General features: G+C 60.8%; 23 protein-coding genes and 2 pseudogenes. 15 read left to right on the forward strand and 10 right to left on the reverse strand.

What is annotated here, in order from left to right:
• Positions 1-83: 83 nt before the first annotated feature.
• The gene (gene lysM / locus HX873_RS00355) at positions 84-524 is read right to left on the reverse strand and encodes a peptidoglycan-binding protein LysM (protein WP_003213215.1); all 441 of its coding nucleotides are present in this window, start codon (positions 522-524) and stop codon (positions 84-86) included.
• A gap of 130 nt (positions 525-654) precedes the next feature.
• Here lysM and HX873_RS00360 point away from each other — a divergent pair, with 130 nt between their 5' ends.
• The 4 genes from HX873_RS00360 to HX873_RS00375 all read left to right on the forward strand — a co-directional run bounded on the left by HX873_RS00360 (position 655) and on the right by HX873_RS00375 (position 5,536).
• Positions 655-1,542 (forward strand): LysR family transcriptional regulator, encoded by an 888-nt coding sequence (locus tag HX873_RS00360; RefSeq protein WP_003213213.1) that lies wholly within the window; start codon positions 655-657, stop codon positions 1,540-1,542.
• Between the two features lie 95 nt (positions 1,543-1,637).
• A complete protein-coding gene (fdhD, locus tag HX873_RS00365) occupies positions 1,638-2,477 on the forward strand; it encodes a formate dehydrogenase accessory sulfurtransferase FdhD (RefSeq protein ID WP_008435774.1) in 840 nt (279 codons plus the stop codon).
• Positions 2,474-4,822 carry an FdhF/YdeP family oxidoreductase gene (locus tag HX873_RS00370; RefSeq protein ID WP_003213210.1) on the forward strand — a complete coding sequence of 783 codons (2,349 nt, stop codon included), beginning with the start codon at positions 2,474-2,476 and terminating at the stop codon, positions 4,820-4,822. The genes fdhD and HX873_RS00370 overlap by 4 nt, the downstream gene beginning before the upstream one ends.
• A 231-nt stretch (positions 4,823-5,053) precedes the next feature.
• Positions 5,054-5,536, forward strand: coding sequence for a glycine zipper domain-containing protein (locus HX873_RS00375; protein WP_008435777.1), 483 nt, complete (start codon positions 5,054-5,056; stop codon positions 5,534-5,536).
• A gap of 180 nt (positions 5,537-5,716) precedes the next feature.
• Here HX873_RS00375 and HX873_RS00380 read toward each other — a convergent pair whose 3' ends face one another.
• From HX873_RS00380 to HX873_RS00390, 3 genes are all read right to left on the reverse strand, one after another.
• Positions 5,717-6,148: a thioesterase family protein gene (locus tag HX873_RS00380; protein WP_003213207.1), complete on the reverse strand. Its 432-nt coding sequence runs from the start codon at positions 6,146-6,148 to the stop codon at positions 5,717-5,719.
• Positions 6,149-6,208: 60 nt separating this feature from the next.
• A complete protein-coding gene (locus HX873_RS00385; protein ID WP_177122234.1) occupies positions 6,209-7,066 on the reverse strand; it encodes a M15 family metallopeptidase in 858 nt (285 codons plus the stop codon).
• A 114-nt stretch (positions 7,067-7,180) separates the two neighbouring features.
• Positions 7,181-9,118, reverse strand: coding sequence for an ATP-dependent DNA helicase RecQ (locus HX873_RS00390; protein ID WP_177122235.1), 1,938 nt, complete (start codon positions 9,116-9,118; stop codon positions 7,181-7,183).
• Between the two features lie 209 nt (positions 9,119-9,327).
• Here HX873_RS00390 and HX873_RS00395 point away from each other — a divergent pair, with 209 nt between their 5' ends.
• The 3 genes from HX873_RS00395 to HX873_RS00405 all read left to right on the forward strand — a co-directional run bounded on the left by HX873_RS00395 (position 9,328) and on the right by HX873_RS00405 (position 10,754).
• The gene (locus HX873_RS00395) at positions 9,328-9,498 is read left to right on the forward strand and encodes a YhfG family protein (protein ID WP_003213201.1); all 171 of its coding nucleotides are present in this window, start codon (positions 9,328-9,330) and stop codon (positions 9,496-9,498) included.
• Positions 9,498-10,091: a putative adenosine monophosphate-protein transferase Fic gene (locus HX873_RS00400; protein ID WP_003213199.1), complete on the forward strand. Its 594-nt coding sequence runs from the start codon at positions 9,498-9,500 to the stop codon at positions 10,089-10,091. Before HX873_RS00395 ends, HX873_RS00400 begins: the two co-directional genes overlap by 1 nt.
• A gap of 309 nt (positions 10,092-10,400) precedes the next feature.
• Positions 10,401-10,754 carry a DUF1493 family protein gene (locus HX873_RS00405; RefSeq protein ID WP_134325549.1) on the forward strand — a complete coding sequence of 118 codons (354 nt, stop codon included), beginning with the start codon at positions 10,401-10,403 and terminating at the stop codon, positions 10,752-10,754.
• Here HX873_RS00405 and HX873_RS31975 read toward each other — a convergent pair.
• Positions 10,732-10,854 (reverse strand): annotated as a pseudogene (locus HX873_RS31975) (outer membrane lipoprotein carrier protein LolA); the annotation flags it as partial. The gene HX873_RS00405 and the pseudogene HX873_RS31975 sit on opposite strands and share 23 nt — an antisense overlap.
• Positions 10,855-10,863: 9 nt before the next feature.
• On the opposite strand from HX873_RS31975, the pseudogene HX873_RS00410 reads away from it, so the two are divergent.
• Positions 10,864-11,726: pseudogene (locus HX873_RS00410) on the forward strand (EamA family transporter).
• A gap of 57 nt (positions 11,727-11,783) precedes the next feature.
• Here the strand turns inward: HX873_RS00410 and HX873_RS00415 are convergent.
• Entirely contained in the window at positions 11,784-13,325 is a 1,542-nt protein-coding gene (locus tag HX873_RS00415; RefSeq protein WP_003213191.1) for a phosphoenolpyruvate carboxykinase, read from the reverse strand.
• 179 nt (positions 13,326-13,504) lie between these two features.
• The gene (gene hslO, locus HX873_RS00420; protein ID WP_102367891.1) at positions 13,505-14,407 is read right to left on the reverse strand and encodes an Hsp33 family molecular chaperone HslO; all 903 of its coding nucleotides are present in this window, start codon (positions 14,405-14,407) and stop codon (positions 13,505-13,507) included.
• Between the two features lie 125 nt (positions 14,408-14,532).
• On the opposite strand from hslO, the gene HX873_RS00425 reads away from it, so the two are divergent.
• Positions 14,533-15,333 (forward strand): phosphatase PAP2 family protein, encoded by an 801-nt coding sequence (locus HX873_RS00425; RefSeq protein WP_134325547.1) that lies wholly within the window; start codon positions 14,533-14,535, stop codon positions 15,331-15,333.
• 42 nt (positions 15,334-15,375) lie between these two features.
• Here the strand turns inward: HX873_RS00425 and HX873_RS00430 are convergent, their stop codons facing one another.
• Positions 15,376-15,783: an RNA-binding S4 domain-containing protein gene (locus HX873_RS00430; protein WP_003213184.1), complete on the reverse strand. Its 408-nt coding sequence runs from the start codon at positions 15,781-15,783 to the stop codon at positions 15,376-15,378.
• 116 nt (positions 15,784-15,899) lie between these two features.
• Here HX873_RS00430 and HX873_RS00435 point away from each other — a divergent pair, with 116 nt between their 5' ends.
• The 3 genes from HX873_RS00435 to rimK are packed head-to-tail and all read left to right on the forward strand — an operon-like array spanning position 15,900 to position 18,080.
• Positions 15,900-16,679 carry an EAL domain-containing protein gene (locus tag HX873_RS00435; RefSeq protein ID WP_134325546.1) on the forward strand — a complete coding sequence of 260 codons (780 nt, stop codon included), beginning with the start codon at positions 15,900-15,902 and terminating at the stop codon, positions 16,677-16,679.
• Between the two features lie 34 nt (positions 16,680-16,713).
• Positions 16,714-17,178, forward strand: a complete 465-nt coding sequence (locus tag HX873_RS00440; RefSeq protein WP_371132397.1) for an ATP-dependent zinc protease — start codon at positions 16,714-16,716, stop codon at positions 17,176-17,178.
• The gene (gene rimK / locus HX873_RS00445; RefSeq protein WP_003213178.1) at positions 17,175-18,080 is read left to right on the forward strand and encodes a 30S ribosomal protein S6--L-glutamate ligase; all 906 of its coding nucleotides are present in this window, start codon (positions 17,175-17,177) and stop codon (positions 18,078-18,080) included. Before HX873_RS00440 ends, rimK begins: the two co-directional genes overlap by 4 nt.
• Positions 18,081-18,204: 124 nt before the next feature.
• Here the strand turns inward: rimK and HX873_RS00450 are convergent, their stop codons facing one another.
• Together HX873_RS00450 and ompR are read right to left on the reverse strand one after the other, a co-directional pair.
• Entirely contained in the window at positions 18,205-19,518 is a 1,314-nt protein-coding gene (locus HX873_RS00450) for an ATP-binding protein (protein ID WP_003213176.1), read from the reverse strand.
• A 116-nt stretch (positions 19,519-19,634) separates the two neighbouring features.
• On the reverse strand, positions 19,635-20,375 hold the full coding sequence (gene ompR, locus HX873_RS00455) for a two-component system response regulator OmpR (protein WP_003213175.1): 741 nt from the start codon (positions 20,373-20,375) through the stop codon (positions 19,635-19,637).
• Positions 20,376-20,732: 357 nt separating this feature from the next.
• Here ompR and HX873_RS00460 point away from each other — a divergent pair, with 357 nt between their 5' ends.
• From HX873_RS00460 to gshA, 3 genes are all read left to right on the forward strand, one after another.
• Positions 20,733-23,057: a Tex family protein gene (locus HX873_RS00460; protein ID WP_177122236.1), complete on the forward strand. Its 2,325-nt coding sequence runs from the start codon at positions 20,733-20,735 to the stop codon at positions 23,055-23,057.
• Positions 23,057-23,440, forward strand: a complete 384-nt coding sequence (locus tag HX873_RS00465) for a PaaI family thioesterase (protein ID WP_003213170.1) — start codon at positions 23,057-23,059, stop codon at positions 23,438-23,440. Before HX873_RS00460 ends, HX873_RS00465 begins: the two co-directional genes overlap by 1 nt.
• 214 nt (positions 23,441-23,654) lie before the next feature.
• A complete protein-coding gene (gshA, locus tag HX873_RS00470) occupies positions 23,655-25,238 on the forward strand; it encodes a glutamate--cysteine ligase (RefSeq protein ID WP_008435798.1) in 1,584 nt (527 codons plus the stop codon).
• Positions 25,239-25,266 lie beyond the last annotated feature (28 nt).

The raw sequence follows: 25,266 nt of genomic DNA on the forward strand, positions 1-25,266 counted from the left end.
CGAATACGGTGTGTCAGCCACTGAATATATTGACTGACACACCGCATTCGCGAGCAAGCCCGCTCCCACATTGGGTCCGCGGATTACTCAGGAATACGCAGCGTCTGCCCTGGGTAGATTTTGTCCGGATGGGACAGCAGCGGCTTGTTGGCTTCGAAGATTTTGTTGTACTGGTTGGCGTTGCCATACACCGCCAGCGAAATCGCACTCAGGGTGTCGCCCTTTTTCACCACGACAAAGCGGGCCGCCGCGACAGCAGGACCGGAAACAGTGATCTGGTCATCAACACTCGCAACGCCGGCGATGTTGCCCAGCGCCAGCAATATCTTCTCTTTCTCTTCCTGGCTGGCGACTTCACCTGTCACGGTCACCTTGTCACCGTCGACGGTGGTTTGCACATTGGGGTTACCCAATCCAACCTTGGCCACGTGCTCTTTTAACTGCTCGCTCGCGTTGGCATTACCCGGTGTCAACAGGTCAATCAACTTCTCGCCTGCTTCCTTAACAAAGCTTAAAAGACTCATGGTGCGCTCTCCTTGGGATTTAATTTCCAGATGCCAAAGACTAGACCAGTCCTACAGAATTGGGTTCCAGCCTGACCAAAGACCCAAACACGCTAGAATCCCACCGCATTGGAATAAGCCCGGAGCGAAGATGGACATCAAACAGCTGAAATTCCTCATCGCCCTCGACGAAACCCGTCACTTCGGCCAGGCGGCGGCGCGCTGCCATATCACCCAGCCGACCCTGTCGATGCGCCTGCGCAGCCTGGAGGAAGAGCTGCAGTTGCCGCTGGTCAATCGCGGGCAGCGCTTCGAAGGCTTTACCGCCCCCGGCGAACGCGTGCTGGCCTGGGCACGCACGGTGCTGGCGGCCTATGACGGCTTGCAGGCCGAGGCCGCTGCGTGTCGCGGCAACCTGGTAGGCACGTTGCGCCTGGGGGTGGTGCCGTTGTCGAGCTTCGATCCGCTGGCGTTGATGCAGAAGCTGCACAAGGAACACCCCAGCCTGCGCTTTGAGTTGTCCGCGTTAAGCTCCGAGCAAATCCTTGAACAACTTGCCAGCAACCGCCTGGACCTCGGTGTGTCGTACCTCGAGCGCCTGGACGCCGAGCGTTTCGACTCCCTGGCCCTGGGCGAAACCCGCATGGGCCTGCTGTACGACCAACGGTTCTTCAGCTTCGGCGACAAGCCCCTGAGTTGGGAGGCGCTGATCGAACTGCCCTTGGGCATGCTCACCAGCGGCATGCACTTTCGCCAGTCCATCGACCATAACTTCCACAGCCGTGGCCTCAACCCGCAGCCGCTGTTGCAGACCGATGCCGTCCATCAATTGTTACAAGCGGTGCACGGCGGCCTGTGTTGCGCGGTGATGCCACTGGACGGCGGCCTCGACGCCCTCACCGAGCACCTGCGTCTGCAACCCATTGAAGACGCTCACACTTTGGCTCGCCTGGGGTTGATCATGCGCCGCAGTGCACCCCGTTCGGCCTTGGCGGAAGCGTGTTTTGCGCTGTATCAGAAATCGCTGATCGAGACTTGATCGACGGCATCTATCGGTAGATCAGTACTGACGATTAGACGCGACCCTTTGTCGCGCCTAGTCTTACAGCTGAATACTCCCGGTGGTAATGCCCAATGAACGCCCAGCGCCCAGTCTGCGCGGCGCCCGCCCTCGAAACGCCCGCGCCCGCCGCCAGCCAGAGCTACCAGTTTTGTAATCTCGAACACACCGAATCGGCCAGCACCGCGCTTGCCGAGGAAGTTGCGTTGGCGATTGCCTATAACGACATCAGCCAGGCGGTGATGCTGGTGACGCCGACCGACCTTGAAGACTTTATCGTCGGATTCAGCATCGGTAGCGGCATTATCGAAGACGTTAGCGACATTTATGACCTGAAAATCAGCGGTTCGGGCTCGACCCAATACGCTCAGGTGCAGATTTCCAGCCGCGCGTTCTGGAATATGAAGCAGCAGCGCCGGCAACTCGCCGGCACCAGTGGCTGTGGGCTGTGCGGCGTAGAAGCCGTGGAGCAGGCGCTGCCCAACCTCAAGGTGTTGCCCGGCGCGCCGTTGCCGCCTGCCGAATGGCTGGATGGCCTGCGCCAGCGCATCAGCGCGTTCCAACCGCTGGGCCAGTACAGCGGCGCGGTGCATGCGGCGGTGTTCATGAACAACCAGGGCGAATTGCTGCTGGGCCGTGAAGACATCGGCCGGCATAACGCCCTCGACAAGCTGATCGGTGCGCTGATCCGCCAAAAGATTCCGACCGACGGCGGCCTGGCGATTGTTACCAGTCGCTGCAGCCTCGAACTGATCCAGAAAGTCCTGCGTGCGGGCATCCAGACCCTGGTCAGCCTGTCGTCGCCCACCGGCCTGGCCCTGCAATGGGCTCGCCGGCACAACCTCAATCTCATCCACCTGCCGCAGAAAAGTGCGCCGCGGGTCTATAGCCCTGCGATGGAGAATCAAGCGTGAGTAATCATCATCAAGCCGACGACAAACCCACCCCGCGCTACAAGCCCTATAAAGGCCCGGCGGGTGGTTGGGGCGCACTGATCAGCGTGGCGCAAGCCTGGCTGACCAGCGACAACGCGCTGAAAAACATCCGCATGATGCTCAAGACCAACCAGAACGGCGGCTTCGACTGCCCGGGCTGCGCCTGGGGCGACTCGCCGGAAAGCGGCATGGTCAAGTTCTGCGAGAACGGTGCCAAGGCGGTCAACTGGGAAGCCACCAAGCGCCGGGTCGACGCGGCATTCTTCGCCAAGCACAGCGTCAGCGCGCTGCTGGAGCAGAGCGACTACTGGCTGGAGTACCAGGGCCGCCTGACCGAGCCGATGAGCTACGACGCCGAAACCGACCGTTACAAACCCATCAGCTGGGAATCGGCTTTCGACTTGATCGGCAAGCACCTCAATGCGCTGCCAAACCCGGACATGGCCGAGTTCTATACCTCGGGCCGGGCCAGCAACGAAGCGGCTTACCTGTATCAACTGTTTGTGCGCGCCTACGGCACCAACAACTTCCCGGACTGCTCGAACATGTGCCACGAAGCCAGCGGCGTCGCCCTGGCGCAAAGCGTGGGCGTGGGCAAAGGCACCGTGACCTTCGATGACTTCGAGCATGCGGACGCGATTTTCGTCTGGGGCCAGAACCCCGGCACCAACCACCCACGCATGCTGGAGCCACTGCGCGAAGCGGTAAAACGCGGCGCCCAGGTGGTGTGCATCAACCCGCTGAAAGAGCGTGGCCTGGAACGCTTCCAGCACCCGCAACACCCGCTGGAAATGCTCACCAACGGCGACAAGCCAACCAACACCGCCTACTTCCGCCCGGCGCTGGGAGGCGATATGGCCATCCTGCGGGGCATGGCCAAGTTCCTGCTGCTGTGGGAACGTCAGGCCCAGGCCGAAGGCAAGGAGGCCGTGTTCGACCACGACTTCCTCAACGAACACACCGCCAACGTGCTGGATTACCTGGGCAAGATCGACGACACCTCATGGGATGAAATCGTCGAGCAGTCCGGCCTGACCCTGGTAGAGATCGAGCAAGCGGCGCGCATGTACGCCAAAGGCAAGAACGTGATCATGTGCTGGGCGATGGGCATCACCCAGCATCGCCACTCGGTGCCGACCATCCAGGAAATCGCCAACCTGATGCTGCTGCGCGGCAACATCGGCCGCCCGGGCGCGGGCCTGTGCCCGGTGCGTGGCCACAGTAACGTGCAGGGCGACCGCACCATGGGCATCAATGAACGGCCACCGGTGGCGTTCCTCGATGCCCTGGAGCGTCGTTTCCAGTTCCAGGTGCCGCGCGATAACGGCCACAACGTGGTGGAAGCGATTCACGCCATGCTCGAAGGCCGCTCCAAGGTCTTTATCGGCCTGGGCGGCAACTTCGCCCAAGCCACGCCGGACAGCCCACGCACCTTTGAAGCACTGCGCAATTGCGACCTGACCGTACAGATCAGCACCAAGCTCAACCGCAGCCACCTGATGCATGGCAAGGACGCGCTGATCCTGCCATGCCTGGGCCGCACCGACATCGACATCCAGGCCGAAGGCCCGCAAGCCGTGACCGTTGAAGACTCGTTCAGCATGGTCCACGCCTCCAACGGCCAGCTGCAGCCGCTGTCGAAACAGATGAAATCCGAGCCTGCGATTCTGGCGGGCATTGCCGCCGCCACCCTGGGCAGCAAGCCGGTGGACTGGAACTGGCTGGTGGCCGATTACGACCGTATTCGCGACCTGATCGCCGACACCATTCCGGGCTTCAAGGACTTCAACGAGCGCCTGAAAAACCCGGGCGGTTTCTACCTGGGCAACTCGGCTGGCGCCCGTCGCTGGAACACCCCGTCGGGCCGCGCCAACTTCCGCCCGAACATCCTGCCCAAGGACCTGGTGCACGAACGCACCCGCAACACCGGGCAATTGCCGGACCTGATCATGCAGTCGATGCGCTCCCACGATCAGTACAACACCACCATCTATGGCCTGGACGACCGCTATCGCGGGGTCAAGGGCCAGCGGGATGTGTTGTTCGTCAACGAAGCCGACATCATCCGCCTGGGCTTCAAGCCGGGGCAGAAGGCTGACATCGTGTCGATCTGGGACGACGGCCGTGAGCGTCGGGTGAAGGGCTTTACCTTGCTGGCATTTGATATTCCGGCGGGGCAGGCTGCGGCTTATTACCCGGAAGTGAATCCGCTGGTGCCGCTGGAAAGCACGGGGGATGGCAGCCATACGCCAACGTCGAAGTTTGTGGCGATCCGCCTGGAAGCAGCGAGTGCGACCGGCTTGATCATGGCGAAGTCGGCCTAAGCGACACCTCGCCACAGACAGCACCCGAGTTTTTTACGGGCACAAAAAAGGCCGCTTTTGCATAAAAGCGGCCGTTCCGAAGTAACTAAAGACTCGCAAAACTCACTTAAGTTCCCCATACAAAACAGCAACTTAGAGAATTGTATACAACCCATACCACTGGTCGGGTTTCGATTGTCACCGTCTCGATACAACCTCAGGATCGCGCCGTCATCCTCTTGAGATTCCTCTATGAAGTTCTCCTCGATTCTCTTGTTGTCCCTTGGCCTGGTCAGTGGCGCAGCCATGGCCGGTGGCACCACCGAAGCCGGTGTGGGCGGCGCATTGGGCGGGGTTCTAGGTTCTGTCGTAGGTCAGCAGTTGGGCGGTAACACTGGTTCAGCCATCGGTGCGGCTCTTGGCGGCGCAGGCGGCAGTGCGGTGGGCGCAGACAAGCGCAGCCGCGGTGAAGCAGCCATTGGCGGCGCATTGGGCGCGGCCGGCGGCAACGTGGTGGGTCGCAGTGTCGGCGGCAGCACCGGCAGCCTGATCGGCGCAGCAGCCGGCGGTGGCGCCGGTGGTGCACTGGGCAACTACATGGGCAACAAGAGCGATGACGATGATCGTCGTTACCGTGGGCGCGATAACCGCCGCTATGACCGCGACGACCATCGCGGGCGCGGCCATGCTTATGGGCATCGCAAAAACAAGCATCACTATCGCCACCACCGGTAACACGCGAATCGAAAGAACAACGCGGGTTTAATGTGGGAGCGGCGGTGCGACGATTCGACTTGCTCGCGAAGGCGGTGGATCAGTCGCCGGATGTATTGGCTGATACAACGCCTTCGCGAGCAAGTCGAATCGTCGCACCGCCGCTCCCACATTGGATTTTCATTGCTTCGCAGATCGTATTCAGATCACCAATCGCTGTAACGCCTCGCGCAACATCCCCGGGATCGTCACCGGCTGGTTCGACGCCCGATCCACAAACACATGCACAAACCTCCCCGCAGCACAGGCATCTTCTTCTCCCGCCTTGAACACCGCCAACTCATACTGCACCGAACTGTTGCCCAACTTGCCCACCCGCAGGCCGATCTCGATGCGGTCCGGAAAGGCAATCGAGGCGAAGTAGTCGCACGCCGAACTCACCACAAACCCAACCACTTCGCCGTCATGAATATCCAACCCGCCCTGCTCGATCAGGTAGGTATTCACCGCGGTGTCGAAGAAGCTGTAGTAGGTGACGTTATTCACATGGCCATATACATCGTTGTCGTGCCAGCGCGTGATGATCGGCTGGAAGTGGCGGTAATCGGCGCGTTGTGGCATGGCGTTGGTCATCGGTAAAACCCGGGCAGGAGGAGGCTCTCTTGATACTGGGTTCAAGCACTACCCGCAAGCCTAGGTTGGGCTTTGCTCAATCGTTTGCTGGACGCACGCCATACGCTTGAGCGCTTGATCCGTCTCGGCCGATTGCTGCAGGCACTGGCGATAGGCGGTGATATAGGTCTCGACTGCAGCGCTGGCCTGCTGCGGCGTGACCCACGCCAGATACTCCACGAACGAACGCCGGCCGATCTGGAAGTGTTGGTAATCCAGCGGAAAATCCCAATAACCACCCCAGGTCAAAAAGCCGTGTTCGGCGAACAGGTCAATCACCTCTTCTGCCCGGCCAGGGCGCGCCGGCTTGCCGGGGCGGGCATCCAGGCGGTTAACGGCAGTCGCGGTACTTGCCCTGGGCTCAACAGTGGCCTGGCCGGTGAATTCACCTCGCGGGTTACGCCCGAACAAAACGAATGGGTTTTGCAGAGGGTTAAGGTCAATTGCGGCGCCATAGGCGTGCAGCGACCACCCCGAAGCGCCACTGACCTGGCGCCCATTAAAACCACTGGTATTGTTGCGGGCCATCGAGACCTTGTCGTTGCCTCGATAGGTTTCCAGCCTGACCGCCTGATGCACCGGGAACCGACGTTGCAGCAACTGCCTGAAGATCTCCTCCACATGGGGTGCGATGGCATCCAGCACCACGAGCTGCCCGTTGTTATGCAGCACTCCGCCAAAGTCCACATAGCTGAACGTCACCCGCGCCAGGCGTGCGCAGGGCAATGGATTGGCGGCGGTGATGGTGTTGCGAAGCTGCATCTGCCGACAGTCATTCACGCTCAACGGGATGACCGAGGCCAGCGTGCCTTGTGCGACCAGCAACCCGGCGAACAGCAAGACGCCGGGGACAACACCACGAGAAAAACCAAAAGCCATGGGCAATTCCTTTGCAGAAGAAGTGAAGCGTCAAACCTTCTCACCTGCGGGCACGGTCCGGCTGTCGGCGGCGTCTGCCACTGGAAGGGAAAGCGCGACCCTCCAGACCGGAAATCAGAGTGCCTCCAACCCTGCCTCCGCCCATTCACGAACCTCTGCATAGGGATACTCCTCCAGTACCGCGAAACCTGGAATCCCTCGTGCCTTCAGCTTGGTAAACAACGGTACGCTGAGACCGCATAAAAACCGTGTCAGCCGCTCCGCGCTTGGCAAGTCGCCGCTGTACTCATGGTGGCTGTGGATAAATTCACCGCACAGCGCGAGAAAGTTTTTATCCACAAGCGGCGGCAAGCTCGGCGGCGCCGGCAAGTGGGCGACGTTACCGTGGCACACCGAGCAGTGCCCGCACTGCCGGGGCGCGTTTTCATCGCCGAAATAGTGCGCCAGGCGGTAACCCAGGCACTCCTGTGTCGCGAACAGATCCAGCATGGCGTGAATTCGCGCCACCTCCGTCACCTCATGCTGCTTGAAGCCTGTGTATAACTCCGTGCTCAGCGCCTGTGGATCGAAGTCGGGATTCAGCAGGGCGTAAACCTCGGTCATCTGCCGGCTTTCCATCTCGATCAGGCCTTGTTCCTGAAAGTAATCCAGGGCCTTCACCACCCGGCTGCGCTCGGCCTGGTGCTGTTGATACAGCGCGTCGAAGTCCACCGTCGCCCAGGTTTTCGCCCGTTTGCAGACCTGGATAATCGCTGCGACAAACTGCTGCCGCTCGCCGGCAAAACGCGCCAGCAATGCCTCTGGTTCAATCAAATACTTGAAGCGGTATTCGGCATAAAACGCGTAGCGCGGCGCGATCACACCCTTGAGTTCAAGCTGCACGAGCAAGGTCTTCAGCGGTAGTTCACGGATGTTGCTGTGGTCCGACAGTGACCGGAGCATAAACTCCCACTGTCCATCGGCACGGACCGCCTGTATTTCCTCCAGGACTCGGCGAATACCTTCCCGTTCCGGCGTATCGCCGTACACAAAGTTTTCCAGGATATTCAGGCTGTCGCGGTTGGCCAGAACCAGACACTCAGACGGCTGCCCGTCACGCCCGGCGCGGCCGATTTCCTGGCTGTAGTTCTCGATGGATTTGGGCAGGTCGAAGTGCACCACGTTGCGGATATCGCTTTTGTCGATGCCCATGCCGAAGGCAATGGTGGCGACGATGCAGTTGGACTGCCCGCCCATGAATCGCTTCTGAATGGCTTCCCGCTTATCGTGAGCCAGGCCCGCGTGATAAGCCTCGGCCTGGATTCCATTGCGATTCAAATGCTCGGCAATCTGCTCTGCGGTTTTTTGCAGCGTGACGTAGACGATGCTTGGCTGATTGGCTCGCTCCTGCATCCACGTCACCAGGCGTCGTCGCTTGTCCTGGCCACTGACGGGCTCAACCAGCAGGTTGAGGTTGGAGCGGTAGAAGCCGGTGGTGATCACATCGTCAGGTGCAATGGCGAACTTGGCCTGCATGTCGGCGATCACCTTGGGCGTCGCCGTGGCGGTCAGCAGCAGCGCCTGGGGGATGCGGAACTGGCGTTGGTAATCCGGCAGCTTCAGGTAGTCCGGGCGAAAGTTATGGCCCCATTCGGAAATGCAGTGAGCCTCATCCACCACCAGCAGCGAGATCGGCACGCTTTGCAGGAAGTTGCGAAAGCGCTCGTTCTTCAAGCGCTCCACGGAAACCATCAGGATCTTCAGCTCGCCCGAACGCGCCCGGGCCATGACGTCATTGGCATCATCGCGGCTCTGGGCCGAGTCGATGCTGCCCGCCGAGATACCGTGGCGCTGCAGGAAACCCAACTGGTCCTGCATCAGCGCCAGCAACGGCGACACCACCAGCGTCAGGTGCGGCAGCAACACGGCGGAAAGTTGATAACACAGGGACTTGCCGGAACCGGTGGGAAAAATCGCCGCCGCGGAACGGCCGGCCAGCACGGCACTGACCACCGCCTCCTGGCCCAAACGAAACTGTGGATAACCAAAGACCTGTTGGAGGGTGTTGTGCATAAGCTGTCACTCCATTGACCGCTGAACGAGCCCAAAACATAGACCAGCGCATTCAGCGAATCGAGAAAGGTCGCAAGGAAAAAAGAGTCTGGATGATACACAGCCTGGGAAGTGGAGTAGGCACCCGTAAGAATCGTTCCAACCTTACGCGGGACGCATCTCGAAACTCATTGCGCTACAATCAACCTTCGCACCGAGAGGACGCTGTCATGGCCGAACTGACGTTTGAGCAAAAGCAGGATCACTACGACAAGATCCGTCGTTCCAACTACCTCGCCAGCCTGCGCCTGGAAGGGTTCGACACCCAGCCCGCCGACGTCGACAAACCCCTGCCGACCCGCGAAGCCGTCCTCGCCAAGTACCGCAACACCCCACGCTGATGCTCGACAAATATGGCGTGGGCCAGGACCCGTACTGCTACCCCGGTAGCAGCGTCCTGCGTAACCGCCTCGATTTGTTCGACGAAGAACGCCTGCACCAGGCCGAGCGGGAACTGTCTGAAATCGCTGTCGGCAGCCTTCCGCTGTATCCCCCGCCCTACGACCTGGAACGCCTGCAACACATCCACCGCACCCTGTTCGCAGACATTTACGAATGGGCCGGGGAACTGCGTACGGTCAACATCCAGAAAGGCGACACGCTGTTCTGCACACCGGAGCGTATCCCGCCTGAGGCGAGCAAGATCATCCAGCACATGGCGCAGGCCAACTGGTTTGTCGGGGTGACGCAGGCAGAGTTGGTGACGCAAATTGCCGAGGCCTATGGCGACCTCAACGTGATCCACCCGTTTCGCGAAGGGAATGGCCGGGCGCAGCGGATTCTGTTCGAGCAGATCATCGTGAATGCCGGGTTTTCAGTGAACTGGTGGCTGGTGAAGAACGCAGCGTGGATACCGGCGAACATCGATGCGGTGGCGTGTGATTATCGGGGGTTGGAGGCGATTTTCGAGCGGTGTATCAGCACCCCGCGCTAGCCCCGATCGTTCCCTACGCTCCGCGTGGGAATGCCGCCAGGGACGCTCCGCGTCCCGTCATCCGCGCACGACCCAAGCCATGAACACTGGTGACGCGGAGCGTCACGGGATGCATTCCCACGCGGAGCGTGGGAACGATCAAATGTGGGAGCTGGCTTGCCTGCGATAGCGGAGTGTCAGACAACACCTTTACCACTGAAACACCGCCATCGCGGGCAAGCCCGCCTCCCACATTTGACCAGTTTCGTTTGAAGGATCGCGGTGCCATCGATAAAGTCGGTCGCCTCCACCCACTCTCGCGTAACCACCATGAACCTGGCCCCCAACTTCCCCGAAGACATCGCGATGCAGCAGCTCCTGCAACTGCTGCATGAAGAAATTGGCCTGCCCGAACATAAGACGTTGCGCCTTGAAACCGCCATCAACCTCGAACTGGGCTGCGACGGCACCGAAGCCAATCAATTGATGGAAGCTCTGGAGCAAGACTTCGCTGTCGACTTGAACGACTACGACGCTTATCGTTATTTCCAACCTCCCGTCTTCGATGTCTTCCTGAAGCACAGAGCCAAAGGCCGCGGCGACAAAATCCCGCTGACCATCGGCATGCTTTACCTGGCTATCAAGGCCCAACGCTGGGACACGCAAACCCTGGAAAACCTGTAGGAGCGAGCTTGCTCGCGAAAAACCTGAGAGCGCCGCGTTCCCCCTGAAAGCCCGCATTATCGTTAACGACCTTCGCGAGCAAGCTCGCACCTACAACCAAGGACCTTACATGGACGTACTAATGGGCCTGCTGGCCGCCCTGCTCTGGGGCGGCACGGACTTCCTCGTGGGCCTCAACGCCCGAGCTGTCGGCGTCAAACGCGCGGTGTACTTCGGCCAGGCGCTGGGCTTCCTGATCATGACCCTGCTGCTGGTCATATTCCCGGCCTTCCTCGTCAAATCCCTCGCGGCGCCTTTGAGTGTGTGGCTCCTGGGAGCCGCAGCAGCCCTGCTGACCGTCTCCGGCGCCCTTGCGCTGTCCAAGGCCTTCTCGCTGGGCAAAGCGGCGATTGTCGCGCCGCTGGTGACGTCCTACGGTGTCGTGACTACTTTGCTGTCATGGGCCAGCGGCGAACACATCAGCCTGATCCAGCTCGGCTGCATCGCTCTCTGCGTAATTGGCGTGATCCTGTCCAGCATTCACAAGGACAATGGCGTCCCTCACAACAGTTCCAGCCGCTCAATCGCCTACGCGATGCTCGCAGCGTTGCTCTACGGCACAAGCTTTTGGGTGCAGGGCCGCTACACCCTGCCGACGCTTGGCCCGGTCACGATGCTTTGGCTTGGGTATTTGGTTGGCCTGTGCGTCCTGGTGTTGATGGTGCTTAAGATCAAAGACGGCCTGAAAATCCCACCGCTGAAAAACTGCGCAACGCTGACCAGCGCGAGCCTGATGAACCTGGGTGGGTTCTCGGCGTTCTCGTGGGTGCAATGGCGGGGTCGGTTTCCGTGGTGACGGTGATCAGCACCCTGTCCGGTGGGATCGCCGCGATTCTGGGGTTTGTGTTTTTCAAGGAGCGGCTGTCAGCGGTGCAAGTGACCGGTGTGGTGCTGGTGTTAGTGGGAGCCGTGGTTCTGCACCTCGTCGACTGATCCTTCGCCCACAAAAAAGCCGCCCACTAGGGGCGGCTTTTTCATAACGGCCGAATCTTACAACTTCGGACCCGCAGCCTTGATCGCATCGCTCACTTCAAACTTCTTGAAGTTCTCGATGAACAGACCCGCCAGCGCTTTCGCCGCTTCATCGTAGGCAGCCTTGTCAGCCCAAGTGTTACGTGGGTTCAACAGGCCAGTCTCGACGCCCGGTACGGCCAATGGCACGTCCAGGTTGATGGTATCCAGGTGCTCGGTCTCGGCACCAATCAACGCACCGCTCTGGATCGCTGCAATCACGCCACGGGTGGTCGGGATGTTGAAGCGCTTGCCAACGCCGTAGCCGCCGCCGGTCCAGCCGGTGTTGACCAGGTAGACCTTGGAGCCGAAGCCGCGCACGCGCTTGATCAGCAGTTCTGCGTATTCACCAGCCGGGCGTGGGAAGAATGGCGCGCCGAAGCAGGTGGAGAAGGTCGACTTGATGCCGCCGCCCGAACCCATTTCGGTCGAGCCCACCAGAGCGGTGTAGCCGGACAGGAAGTGGTACGCCGCTTGTTCTTCGCTGAGGATCGACACGGGCGGCAGTACGCCGGTCAGGTCGCAGGTCAGGAAGATCACAGCGTTTGGCTCGCCACCGAGGTTTTTCTCGGAACGCTTGGCCACGTGCTCCAGCGGGTAGGCGGCGCGGCTGTTCTGGGTCAGGCTGACGTTGGTGTAGTCGGCGTGCTTGGCATCGTCGATCACCACGTTTTCGAGCACGGTGCCGTGCTTGATGGCTTTCCAGATCACCGGCTCGTTCTTCTCGGACAGGTCGATGCACTTGGCATAGCAACCGCCTTCGATGTTGAACACCACACCTTCGCCCCAGCCGTGTTCGTCGTCGCCGATCAGGTAGCGGCTTTCGTCGGCGGACAGGGTGGTTTTACCGGTGCCCGACAGACCGAAGAACAGGGTCACGTCGCCGGCTTCGCCGATGTTGGCGGCGCAGTGCATCGGCAGCACGTCGGAGGCCGGCAGCAGGAAGTTCTGCACCGAGAACATGGCTTTTTTCATCTCACCGGCGTAACGCATGCCGGCGATCAGGACTTTTTTCTGGGCGAAGTTGAGGATCACGCAACCGTCGGAGTTGGTGCCGTCACGCTCTGGCACGCATTCGAAGTTGGCCACGTTGAGCACTTGCCACTCTTCACGACCGGCCGGGTTGTACTGGGCCGGGTTGATGAACAGGCAACGACCGAACAGGTTCTGCCAGGCAGTCTGGGTGGTCATTTTCACGGCCAGGTAGTGGTCTTCTGCAGCCCCTACGTGAACGTGGGAAACGAAATGCTCTTGCGCGTTGTTGAATGCCTCGACGCGAGCCCACAGGGCATCGAACTTGTCGGCCGGGAACTTGCGGTTGATCGGGCCCCAGGCAATGGCAGCCTGGGTGGAAGGCTCTTCAACGATGAAGCGGTCGACTGGCGAACGGCCGGTACGGTGACCGGTTTCTACGACCAGCGCACCGGTATCGGCAAGCACGCCTTCACCGCGCTGCAGGGCTTCTTTGACCAGATCGTCAACACTCAGATCGGTGTATACGGCGTTATTGGCTTGCGTCATGAGGTTCCCCGTCGGCCAGTGGCCGAGTGCTCCAAACGTTTTGTAGTAGAAAGTTGCGCACTACTACCGCGAAAAAAGTGGGCCGGATTATGCCAGAAAAGCCCAAAAAGAGTAGGGCCCTCCGGTCAGAACGGCGGAAATCCGGCGTTTGTCAGGTGATTTACCTGTGCTTAAACGTTTTAGTGGCGGGTGCCTGAAGGGGTATCTACGCCCGCGCCGGCGAATAATTGAGCAATATCGGCAGCGTCGAACAGGTAGCGCTGGTTGCAGAACTGGCAGTCGATCTCGATGTTGCCACCGTGTTCCACCACCAGGTCCTGCGCATCTTCAAGGCCCAGGCTGACCAGGGCAGTGGCCGAGCGCTCGCGGGAGCAACTGCAGTGGAAGCGCAGGGACTGCACGTCGAACAGGCGCACGGCCTCTTCGTGGTAGAGGCGGTGCAGGATGGTTTCGTTATCCAGGCCCAGCAACTCTTCGGCTTTCAGGGTGCCGGCCAGGGCGGTGATGTGGGCCCAGCTGTCGGCGCGGTCTTCTTCGTCCTTGATGCGGTCGGCCGGCAGTTGTTGCAGCAGCAGGCCACGGGCGCGCTTGCCGTCGGCGTTGAGCCAGAAGCGGGTGCCCACTTGCTGGGACATCACGAAATAATTGGTGAAGCAGTCGGACAGGGTTTCGCCGTCGAGGTCGACGATGCCCTGGTAACGCTGGCCTACCGTTGGGTCGACGGTCAGGGCCAGCACGCCGTCTGGCATCAGGTCAGCCAGGGTCGCATCGGCGGCGATGCGGTCGGCGTCGTAGCGGGCCAGCCCACGGATTTCGCGCTCGCTGGAGCATTCGATCATCAGCAGCGGGATCGGGCCTTCGGAACGGGCCTGCAGGATCAGCAAGCCATCGAACTTCAGGGTGCCCACCAGCAGCGAGGCAGCCGCCATCAGTTCGCCGAGCAATTGCGCGACCGGCTCCGGATAGGGGTGCTTGGCGAGGACTTCGGCATAGCTGCGCTCCAGGGCGACCAGTTCGCCGCGGGCGTCGCTGTCGTCGAAGATGAAGCGTTGGGTGAAGTCGGTATCCGGTAGATCAGTCATAGGTCTGGGTATCTGAATTGATGACAAAAAGATGACAAGGTTTATAGAATTACACGCTTTAGCACCGTTTTGGTGCGGCCTTCTGCGGGAAAACGAAGCGCTTTAAAGCAAAGAGGAAACAGTTTATGAACAATCCGGGTTTGTTCCAAGCCAGGTGGGACCTCGGGCGATTGGCCCTGTGCAATTTACTCGCTGTGGGGCTGTTGTGTTTCTGGCTCTGGCCGGCGGGCCAGGCGCTCTGCACGGTTTTCGACGAGTGGCTGTTTCATCTGCTCAATGACCCGCTGGCAAGCAGCTCCGCGTGGCTGCATGTGTGGGCGGTGGCCAGTTTGCGGCCGTTTGACGCGGTGGTCGGGGTGATTCTGCTGACGCTGTTGATCCGTGGCGACTGGGTGTTCAAGGCGATTGAAGTGCGCCAGGCGTTTTTCGGCTTCCTGGGCATTTTGCTGCTGTTGCTGTTTATCCGCATGCTGTTTTCCAAGCTGGCGGCGCAGATGGGCTGGCAACACCATAGCCCGTCGATGGTGATCAGCGGCGCGATTCAGATGAGCGACTATTTCCCGGGCCTGGAGAAGACATGGGAGTTGAAGGACCGCTCCAGCCAGAGCTTCCCGGGGGATCATGCATCGGTATTGTTGATCTGGGGGATGTTCATGACCGTGTTTGCCAAGCGGATCGGGCAGGTGCTGGTGATCTGGGGCTTGGCGCTGCTGTTCATGATGCCGCGGCTGGTAGCCGGTGCGCATTGGGGGCAGGACGATTATATCGGTGGGGTGTTGCTGGCGCTGTTGGCGTTGGGCTGGGGTTACTACACGCCCTTTGCAGCGAAGGTTTCGCGGGGGCTGGTGCGAGTGACGGGCCCGGTGTTTGAGTTGTTTCGGCGAGTACCGCTGGTTAATCGCTTGAGCGTGATTCGCAGCGTTTGAATTGGAATAGCAGGAGCCGGCCTGGCTCCTGCGGTCTGCCGATTAATCATCATTGCCACTGCCGCGAAACTTGAACAGGTCGCGCCGCTGTTTCTTGCTTGGCTTGCCGTCGGTGGTCATGCCCAGGGAGCCGGCCTTGCGCATGGCCGCCGCGTTTTCGCGCTTGGCGATGCTGGCTTCGGTCTCGGTATACAACGCCTGCGCCTCGGGAGCGCCCCTTCGCACAATTGAAAGGGCCTGGACTACGACGGTTCGCTCATCAAACCCGGCACGGATCTGAAACTCATCGCCGATGCGTGGCTCCTTGCCGGGCTTGCAACGCTCGCCGCGCCAATGCACCTTGCCACTCTCGATCGCCGCCTTGGCCAAGGCACGGGTCTTGAAGAAACGCGCCGCCCACAACCACTTGTCCAAACGGACTTTTTCTTCCTCTTCCTGCTTCTGAGCCACTTGAATTCCTCGCTCTGAAAAATGTCGCAACTTTACCGTTGAAACCCTTCAACGCATAAACCCTTGAGCTCACCTAAGATACGCCAGGTAGCATCCTGTTTTCGCGAGGTTAACGTGTGACCGACTTTCCCATTTCACTGACCTCGCCCAAACAAGCCTGTGCGGGCTGCCAGCAAAGTGAGCCGCTGGGCTTTGAGTTCGCCTTTGCGTATCAGCCTATCGTGGACCTGCGTAACCAGTCGATCTTTGCCCATGAAGCCTTGGTGCGCGGCGTGAATGGTGAGGGCGCGATGTCGGTGCTGGATCAGGTCAACGACAGCAATCGCTACCGTTTCGACCAGCAATGCCGCACCCGCGCGATCGCCACCGCTTCGACACTCAACATGCAGACGCACCTTTCAATCAACTTCATGCCCAATGCGGTCTATCGACCAGAACTGTGCATCCGCAGCACCCTGGAGGCGGCCCGGGCGCATAATTTTCCGTTGGATCGGCTGATTTTCGAGACCCTGGAAAGCGAGCATGTAGATAACTATCGCCATTTGACGAATATTCTGCGTGAATACCGCGAATTCGGCTTCAAGACCGCCATCGACGATTTCGGGGCGGGCTATTCGGGGCTGAATCTGCTGGCCGATTTCCAACCTGACCTGATCAAACTCGACATGGCGCTGATCCGCGATGTCGACCGTGATCGTGTCCGTCAGGTGATCGTCCGGGGGATTGTCACAATCTGTGAGCAGTTGGGCGTTACTGTCATCGCCGAGGGCATCGAAAGCGCCGGCGAGCGGGACTTTCTCGCCGACTGTGGAATATTTCTGATGCAGGGCTACTGGTTCGCCAAGCCTGCATTCAAAGCCCTGGCCGAGGTATCACCCGCCGCCTGGGCGAATTAATTGCCGGTTATTCATATTGAAGACATTTGACCATTTGACCGTTGTGGGTCTGCGTGAGTGGGTGGCACTTCCCGACTTGGGAGTGGCAGGCCTGCGCGCCAAGATCGACACCGGCGCCAGTACCTCAAGCCTGCATGCCACCGAGATCGAGCCATTTGAGCGCGACGGTGCAAAGTGGGTGCGCTTCACCGCGCACCTGGGCAGCGTGGTGCAACTGCGTCACCGGCGCTGCGAAGCACCGCTGGTGGCGATGAAAACCATTAAAAGCTCCAACGGCCAGGCCCAGGTGCGGTATGTGATCAGCACCACCCTGGCCCTGGGCGATCGGGTATGGCGGGTGGAATTCACCCTCGCCTGCCGCAAGGCCATGCGTTACCGCCTGTTGCTGGGCTCCAAGGCCCTGATTGACGGCCAACTGGTGGTCAGTCCCGGCGTCAAATACGTTCAAGACAAGCCGGTGTTCCCGGTCTCTACTACCTCTGCCACAGGTGCTGCATGAAGATCGCTGTGCTGTCGCGTAACCCGCGTCTGTATTCCACCCGTCGCCTGGTCGAGGCCGGCACCGAACGTGGCCATGAGATGGTGGTGATCGATACGTTGCGCGCCTATATGAACATTGCCAGTCATAAGCCGCAGATCCACTACCGGGGCAAACCGCTGGAAGGCTTCGATGCGGTGATCCCGCGTATCGGTGCTTCGGTGACGTTCTATGGCTGCGCGGTACTGCGCCAGTTTGAAATGATGGGGGTGTCTCCCCTCAATGAATCGGTGGCTATCGCCCGTTCGCGGGACAAGCTGCGCTCGCTGCAGTTGCTGTCGCGCCGTGGCATTGGCTTGCCGGTCACCGGCTTTGCGCACTCCCCGGATGACATTCCCGACCTGATCGAGATGGTCAACGGCGCGCCGCTGGTGATCAAGGTGCTGGAAGGCACCCAGGGCATCGGCGTGGTGCTGTGTGAAACCGCGACTGCGGCCGAGTCGGTGATCGAGGCGTTCATGGGCCTCAAGCAGAACATCATGGTGCAGGAGTACATCAAGGAAGCCGGCGGTGCGGATATCCGCTGCTTCGTGGTGGGCGACAAGGTGATTGCCGCGATGAAGCGCCAGGCCAAGCCGGGTGAGTTTCGGTCCAACCTGCACCGTGGCGGCAGTGCCAGCCTGATCAAGATCACCCCGGAAGAACGCATGACCGCACTGCGGGCAGCCAAGGTCATGGGGTTGAGCGTGGCGGGTGTGGATATATTGCGCTCCAACCACGGGCCGCTGGTGATGGAGGTGAACTCGTCACCGGGCCTGGAAGGAATTGAGACCACCACCGGCAAGGATGTGGCGGGGATCATCATTCAGCATCTGGAGAAGAGTGGTGGGCCGAATATGACGCGCACCAAAGGCAAGGGCTGAATACACCCGACCTATAAAGCACCGCAAAACCAGTGTGGGAGCGGGCTTGCTCGCGAAGGCGGTGGATCAGTCGACATTTCTATGGACTGACCCACCGCCTTCGCGAGCAAGCCCGCTCCCACATTTAGACCGCGTCCCTGGGCAACATCAGCCCCAACGGCAAGCGCACTCGCGCTTCCAGGCCGCCATCCGGCCGGTTGCGCAATTCGACATTGCCGCCATGCATCGAAGCAATCCGCCGCACAATCGCCAGCCCCAGGCCCGTGCCTTTGCCACCCCGAGCACGGTCGCCTCGGGTGAACGGGTTGAAGATACCTTCCAGTTCCGCCGGATCGATACCGGCCCCACGGTCCATGACACTCAGCACCACGTAAGGCGCGCTGGTATCCCCGGAAACGTAGGCTGCTACTTCCACATCGGAACCGGCGTGATGCAGCGCGTTACCAATCAGGTTATTCAGCAGGCGCTTCATCGAAACCCGACGCAACGCGAACGGCTGGATCGGCTCCAGGCGCATGCGCACCTGCTCGCCATTCTGGTTGTAAGGCGCAACCACCTCGCGAACCAGGTCCGTCAGGTCGACCTCTTCCACCACCTCGTCCCGGCCATCGCGGATAAACGCCAGGAACTGGTCGAGAATCGCGTCCATGTCCTCGATGTCTCGAACCATGTCGTCGGTAAGGTCGGTGTGGTTACCCATCAGTTCCAGGGAAAGCCGCAGACGCGTCAGCGGCGTGCGCAGGTCATGGGACACCCCCGCCAGCATCAGCTCGCGCTCGCGCCCCGCCTGTTCGACATCCTCGGCCATCTGGTTGAACGCGCTGTACACCTCGGTCATTTCACTCGGCGTATCGCTGATGGGCAGGCGCACACTGCGGCCCTGGCCCAGCTGGCGTGCGGCAAACACCAGGCGCTTGAGCGGCTGGTTGAGCTGGCGCACGAAAATCCAGGCAGACGCGGTGGAAAGCAAGCCAATCGCCAGGAACCAGCCCAGCACGTTCCAGATCTTCTGCCCCCGCAACGGATGCGGATACAGCGGCACTTTCAGCCAGTCCTCCCCCAGGCTCGGCGCTCGCACCCACAGCGCCGGCGACACATGCATGCGCAGCCGCACCTCGGTGTCTTCACCCAGTTCGGCCTGCATCTGGCGCTGGTAGATTTCGCTGTAGGGCCAATGTTGCTCGCCCTCGGGCACGCCCGCGCCCGCGACCCGGACCAGGGTAGCGGCCTTGGCGATCTTCTCGCGGTTCTCGGGGTCTGCGGCCCAGTAGGCGCGCAAGGTCAGCGCGACACCGTGGCTGTACTGCCGGTCCACCAGCACGTCTTCGTTCATCAACAGATAAACCAGTGTCAGGGCCTTGGAAAACAGTACGACGATGAGCACCAGCCAAAGGGTGCGTGAGAAGAAACTCTGCGGGAACCACAACGGGGTTTTCATAAAAGACAGCTGGACACCTTGCAGGAGCGAGCCAAGCTCGCAGAATTGCAAACGCCGGGCAACCGGCTGACTCTTATCGAGTCATCACCGGCACGCCCGCCTCTGCAAATCATCGGTCACTTGGTTGCAGTGCCATCCGGCACAAACACGTAACCCACACCCCACACCGTCTGGATATAACGCGGCTTGGATGGATCGGGCTCGATCATCCGGCGCAGACGGGAGATCTGTACGTCGATGGAGCGCTCGAGGGCGTCCCACTCACGGCCACGGGCCAGGTTCATCAGCTTGTCGCGGGTCAGCGGCTGGCGAGCGTTCATCACCAGTGCCTTGAGCACGGCGAATTCGCCGGTGGTCAGCATGTGCACTTCATCGCCACGCTTGAGCTCACGGGTGGCCAGCGACAACTCGTAGTCGCCGAAGGTCACGCTTTCGTCTTCGCTGCCTGGAGCGCCCGGTACCGGGGCGGCCTGGCGACGCAGTACGGCCTTGACCCGTGCCATCAGCTCGTCCGGGTTGAACGGCTTGGCCAGGTAATCGTCGGCGCCCAGTTCCAGGCCCTTGATGCGGCTCAGCTCATCGCCCTTGGCGGTCAGCATGATGATCGGGATCTGATTGTTGGCGCCGCGCAGGCGTTTGCAGGCGGTCAGGCCGTCTTCGCCGGGCAGCATCAGGTCCAGCACCACCAGGTTGAAGACTTCACGTCCCAACAGGCGGTCCATCTGTTCGGTGTTTGGCACCGCGCGGGCACGGTAGCCCTTGGAGTTGAAGAAACGCTCCAGCAGGCTGCTCAGCCCCGGATCGTCATCAACGATGAGAATTTTTTCGCCTTCAGCAGTTTGTGCAGTGCTGCTCATTAGATGCTCCTCTTATCTCGGCGCGCATTATGGCGTAGCTGCCGTTATACGCACCGTGTGCATTGTTAGCAGATTTTTCCTCTACCGCCAGCGAACCCGCGCCCTACAACCTTGGCGGCAATCCCCCCAAGGGCAGAACGCTGGTTATAATGCGGCGCCTTTGTGCAGGGCAACGTCAGTTCGTTACCGTTTACTGCCAGGGGATTTTTTTCACCCGCTTGTAGTGATTTTTTCGATTTCGAGGGTCAATAGGCTGCCTCTTGACCCAGGCAGCGGCGCCAGACGGGCCGCTCAACCAGCCTCGCGAGCCTTGTTTTCCGGGCCTGCGAGCCTGCTTTCAGAATTTCAGGTGGTTTTATGGACAGCATCAACAGCCGCATCGCCGAGGAACTCGGCGTACGCCCACAACAGGTCGAAGCGGCCGTCGCTCTACTGGATGAAGGCTCCACAGTGCCCTTCATCGCCCGTTACCGTAAAGAAGTCACCGGCAGCCTCGATGATATCCAGTTGCGGCATCTGGAAGAGCGCCTGCGCTACCTGCGAGAACTCGACGAACGGCGTATCAGCATCCTCGCCAGCATCGAAGAGCAAGGCAAGCTGACCCCGCAGCTGGAACGCGACATCAAGCTCGCCGACACCAAGACCCGCCTCGAAGACTTGTACCTGCCGTACAAGCAGAAGCGCCGCACCAAGGGCCAGATCGCCCTGGAAGCCGGCCTCGGCGAGCTGGCCGACGGTCTGTTCAACGACCCGTCCCTGGCCCCGGAAGCCGAAGCTGCACGCTTTGTCGATGCCGAAAAAGGCGTGGCCGACGTCAAGGCCGCCCTCGAAGGCGCCAAGTACATCCTCATGGAGCGCTTCGCCGAAGACGCCAACCTGCTGGAAAAACTGCGCAACTACCTGAAGCAGGAAGCCACCCTCAGTGCCCGCGTAATCGCCGGCAAGGAGGAGGAAGGCGCCAAGTTCCGCGATTACTTCGAACACGACGAGCCGCTGAAAAGCATGCCGTCCCACCGTGCACTGGCGATTTTCCGCGGCCGCAACGAAGGCATCCTGAGCTCCGCGCTGAAAGTCGGCGACGAGCTGCCAGGCACCATGCACCCGTGCGAAGGCATGATCGGTCAACAATTCGGCATCCAGAATCAGAATCGTCCTGCGGACAAGTGGCTCAGTGAAGTCGTGCGCTGGACCTGGAAGGTCAAGCTCTACACCCACCTCGAAACCGACCTGCTGGGCGAGTTGCGCGACGGCGCCGAAACCGAAGCCATCAGCGTATTCGCCCACAACCTGCACGACCTGCTGCTGGCCGCACCCGCCGGCCCACGCGCGACCCTGGGCCTCGACCCGGGCCTGCGCACCGGCTGCAAGGTTGCCGTGGTCGACGCCACCGGCAAGCTGCTGGATCACGCCACGGTTTACCCCCACGTGCCGCACAACAAGTGGGACCAGACCATCGCCATCCTGGCCGCCCTGTGCGCCAAGCACTCGGTGGACCTGATTGCCATCGGCAACGGCACCGCCAGCCGTGAAACCGACAAGCTGGCCGCCGAGCTGATCAAAAAATACCCAGGCATGCAGATGACCAAGGTGATGGTCTCCGAGGCCGGCGCTTCGGTGTACTCCGCGTCTGAACTGGCTTCCAAGGAATTCCCGGACCTCGACGTGTCGATCCGTGGCGCAGTGTCCATCGCTCGCCGCCTGCAGGACCCACTGGCCGAGCTGGTGAAGATCGATCCGAAATCCATCGGCGTCGGCCAGTACCAGCACGACGTATCGCAACTGAAACTGGCTCGCGGCCTGGATGCGGTAGTGGAAGACTGCGTGAACAAGGTCGGCGTGGACGTGAACACCGCCTCGGTTGCGCTGCTGGCCCGCATCTCCGGCCTCAACGCCACCCTGGCGCAGAACATCGTGACCCACCGCGACGAAAACGGTGCGTTCAAGACCCGTGCAGCGCTGAAAAAAGTCGCACGCCTTGGCGAAAAAACCTTCGAGCAAGCCGCCGGCTTCCTGCGCGTCATGAACGGTGACAACCCGCTGGATTCCTCGGCTGTCCACCCGGAAGCCTACCCGCTGGTACAACGCATCGCCGCTGAAACCGACCGCGACATCCGCTCGCTGATCGGCGACGCCGCATTCCTCAAGCGCCTCGACCCGAAGAAGTACACCGACGAAACCTTCGGCGTGCCGACCATCACCGACATCCTGCAAGAGCTGGAAAAACCTGGCCGCGACCCGCGTCCCGAGTTCAAGACCGCCGAATTCCAGGAAGGCGTCGAAGACCTCAAGGACCTGCAACTGGGGATGATCCTCGAAGGCGTGGTGACCAACGTGACCAACTTCGGCGCGTTTGTGGATATCGGCGTGCATCAGGACGGTTTGGTGCACATCTCTGCGCTTTCGGAGAAGTTCATCAAGGACCCGCGTGAAGCGGTGAAAGCCGGTGATGTGGTCAAGGTCAAGGTCATGGAAGTCGACATCCCGCGCAAACGCGTCGGCCTGTCGATGCGCATGAGCGACACCCCGGGCGAGAAAATCGACGGTGCCCGCGGCGCACGCCCGGGCTCGGCGCCACGCCAGTCCCAAGGCGCCGCCCCCCGCAAGGAAACCGCTGCGCCAGCCCCGGCCAACAACGCCATGGCTTCGCTGTTCGCCAACGCCAAACAACTGAAGAAACGTTAATGGAACTGCCGGCCGGCTTGACCCACAGCGCTTTCAGCGAACTCATTGGCTGCCGCCTGCAGCGCCTGGAAACCGGTGTTGCCGAGGTGGCCTTGACCCTGGAACCGCAGTTGCGCAACCGCGCTGGCAAGCTCCATGGCGGGGCGATCTTCAGCCTGGTGGACATTGCCATGGGGCTGGCGTGTTCCAGCTCCCATGGTTTCGACCAGCAGAGCGCGACCATCGAATGCAAGATCAACTACATCCGCGCCGTTTCCGACGGCGATGTGCTGTGCACCGCCCGAGTGATTCACCCGGGTCGGCGCACGCTGGTGGTCGAGGCGGACGTGTACCAGGACGAAAAACTGGTCGCAAAAGCACAAGGCACCTTCGCTGTCCTATAGCTCCCTGTCATCGATTTGAGTTAATTTCGGCGCTTCGAAAGTTGCGCCGAACTTTTCCTCGTGCGCGATAGCCAGATTCAGGGACGAGGGCGGCTCTTTCAGAGTGGGTCAATCCGGCTCAAAAACCAGGCGATAACGCCAGTTTCCACTTCACCCTTGTAGACCGTCCTGACCACCCCCATATTGGGGCGACTGACGCGTGAAGGAATCCAACTTGAGCGAACTTCTCAACCGCCGCCTGGCCCTGCTCGGCAAGCACGAACACCTCTCTTTGCTCGAGCAATGCCTGCACGGCATCGAGCGCGAATGCCTGCGCGTCACCGGTGAAGGCCGACTGGCACAAACGCCGCATCCCGAGGCCCTGGGCGCTGCACTGACCCACGAACAGATCACCACCGACTATTCCGAGTCGCTGCTTGAGTTCATCACGCCGGCGTTGCCCAACCCGGCCGATACCCTGAGCAGCCTCGACAAGATCCACCGTTTTGCCTACAGCAAGCTCGGCAGCGAGTACCTGTGGAGTCCATCGATGCCGTGCCCGTTGCCGGCCGAGGAAGATATTCCGATTGCCTACTACGGCACCTCCAACATCGGACAGCTCAAGTACGTGTATCGCAAGGGCCTGGCCCTGCGGTACGGCAAGACCATGCAGTGCATCGCCGGGATCCACTACAACTTTTCCCTGCCGGAAGACCTCTGGCCGTTGCTCAAGGAAGCCGAAGGCTTTGTGGGCACCGACCGGGATTACCAGTCCACGGCCTATATCGCGCTGATCCGTAACTTCCGCCGCTACAGCTGGCTGCTGATGTACCTGTTCGGCGCCTCGCCGGCCCTGGACGCGGGTTTCCTGCGCGGTCGTTCGCACCAGCTCGAAGTGCTGGACGCCGACACCCTGTACCTGCCGTACGCCACCAGCCTGCGCATGAGCGACCTGGGTTACCAGAGCAACGCCCAGGCCGGCCTGACGCCGTGCTACAACGACCTGGCGAGCTACACCGACAGCCTGCGCGAAGCTGTGGCAACGCCCTACGCACCGTACGTCGAAGTCGGCACCCATAAGGACGGTGAGTGGGTTCAGCTCAACACCAACATCCTGCAGATCGAAAACGAGTACTACTCCAACATCCGGCCCAAGCGCGTGACCTACACCGGCGAACGGCCGATCCAGGCGCTGATGGCCCGTGGCATCCAGTACATCGAAGTGCGTTGCCTGGACATCAACCCGTTCCTGCCGATGGGCATCGACTTGCAAGAGTCGCGCTTCCTCGATGCGTTCCTGCTGTATTGCGCGCTGAATGACAGCCCGCTGTTCGCCGACAATGAGTGCGGCAACGCCACCTCCAACTTCCTCAGCGTGGTCAAGGAAGGCCGCCGTCCGGGCCTGCAATTGCAGCGCCGTGGCGAATCGGTGGACATGAAGGAATGGGCGGCAGAGCTGCTGGAGCAGATTGCTCCGCTGGCGGCGATGCTGGACCAGAGCCAGGGCATCAATGAACACAGCCAGGCGCTGGACGCGCAGCTGGCGAAGGTCAAGGATTCGTCCCTGACCCCGTCGGCCCAGGTGCTGGCGGCGATGAGCGAGCGTAAAGAGAGCTTTGCGCAGTTCTCGCTGCATCAGAGCCAGGTGCATGCGGAGTACTTCCGCAGCGAGCCGTTGAAGGCAGAGGAACAGGCACGTTTTGAGGAGCTGGCGCGCAGTTCGCTGGCGCAGCAGGCGGAGCTTGAGCAGAACGAAGTGGGTGATTTTGACGTGTTTGTCGGGTCGTACCAGGCGAGCATCCTCGCCATCAGCAACTAAAAGCCTGACACAGACCCCTGTGGGAGCG

This window comes from Pseudomonas sp. P7758 (assembly GCF_013386485.1).
Classification (GTDB): Bacteria; Pseudomonadota; Gammaproteobacteria; order Pseudomonadales; family Pseudomonadaceae; genus Aquipseudomonas.

Bases quoted from the DNA above. Each gene is read 5' to 3' on its own strand.
- HX873_RS00390 (WP_177122235.1), bottom strand. From the start codon at position 9,118: ATGCACAACACCCTCCAACAGGTCTTTGGTTATCCACAGTTTCGTTTG.
- HX873_RS00465 (WP_003213170.1), top strand. From the start codon at position 23,057: ATGGAACTGCCGGCCGGCTTGACCCACAGCGCTTTCAGCGAACTCATT.
- fdhD (WP_008435774.1), top strand. From the start codon at position 1,638: ATGAACGCCCAGCGCCCAGTCTGCGCGGCGCCCGCCCTCGAAACGCCC.
- HX873_RS00360 (WP_003213213.1), top strand. From the start codon at position 655: ATGGACATCAAACAGCTGAAATTCCTCATCGCCCTCGACGAAACCCGT.
- HX873_RS00450 (WP_003213176.1), bottom strand. From the start codon at position 19,518: ATGAAAACCCCGTTGTGGTTCCCGCAGAGTTTCTTCTCACGCACCCTT.
- rimK (WP_003213178.1), top strand. From the start codon at position 17,175: ATGAAGATCGCTGTGCTGTCGCGTAACCCGCGTCTGTATTCCACCCGT.
- hslO (WP_102367891.1), bottom strand. From the start codon at position 14,407: ATGACTGATCTACCGGATACCGACTTCACCCAACGCTTCATCTTCGAC.
- HX873_RS00375 (WP_008435777.1), top strand. From the start codon at position 5,054: ATGAAGTTCTCCTCGATTCTCTTGTTGTCCCTTGGCCTGGTCAGTGGC.
- HX873_RS00415 (WP_003213191.1), bottom strand. From the start codon at position 13,325: ATGACGCAAGCCAATAACGCCGTATACACCGATCTGAGTGTTGACGAT.
- HX873_RS00400 (WP_003213199.1), top strand. From the start codon at position 9,498: ATGCTCGACAAATATGGCGTGGGCCAGGACCCGTACTGCTACCCCGGT.
- HX873_RS00425 (WP_134325547.1), top strand. From the start codon at position 14,533: ATGAACAATCCGGGTTTGTTCCAAGCCAGGTGGGACCTCGGGCGATTG.
- HX873_RS00460 (WP_177122236.1), top strand. From the start codon at position 20,733: ATGGACAGCATCAACAGCCGCATCGCCGAGGAACTCGGCGTACGCCCA.
- HX873_RS00380 (WP_003213207.1), bottom strand. From the start codon at position 6,148: ATGACCAACGCCATGCCACAACGCGCCGATTACCGCCACTTCCAGCCG.
- HX873_RS00405 (WP_134325549.1), top strand. From the start codon at position 10,401: ATGAACCTGGCCCCCAACTTCCCCGAAGACATCGCGATGCAGCAGCTC.
- HX873_RS00395 (WP_003213201.1), top strand. From the start codon at position 9,328: ATGGCCGAACTGACGTTTGAGCAAAAGCAGGATCACTACGACAAGATC.
- HX873_RS00385 (WP_177122234.1), bottom strand. From the start codon at position 7,066: ATGGCTTTTGGTTTTTCTCGTGGTGTTGTCCCCGGCGTCTTGCTGTTC.
- ompR (WP_003213175.1), bottom strand. From the start codon at position 20,375: ATGAGCAGCACTGCACAAACTGCTGAAGGCGAAAAAATTCTCATCGTT.
- lysM (WP_003213215.1), bottom strand. From the start codon at position 524: ATGAGTCTTTTAAGCTTTGTTAAGGAAGCAGGCGAGAAGTTGATTGAC.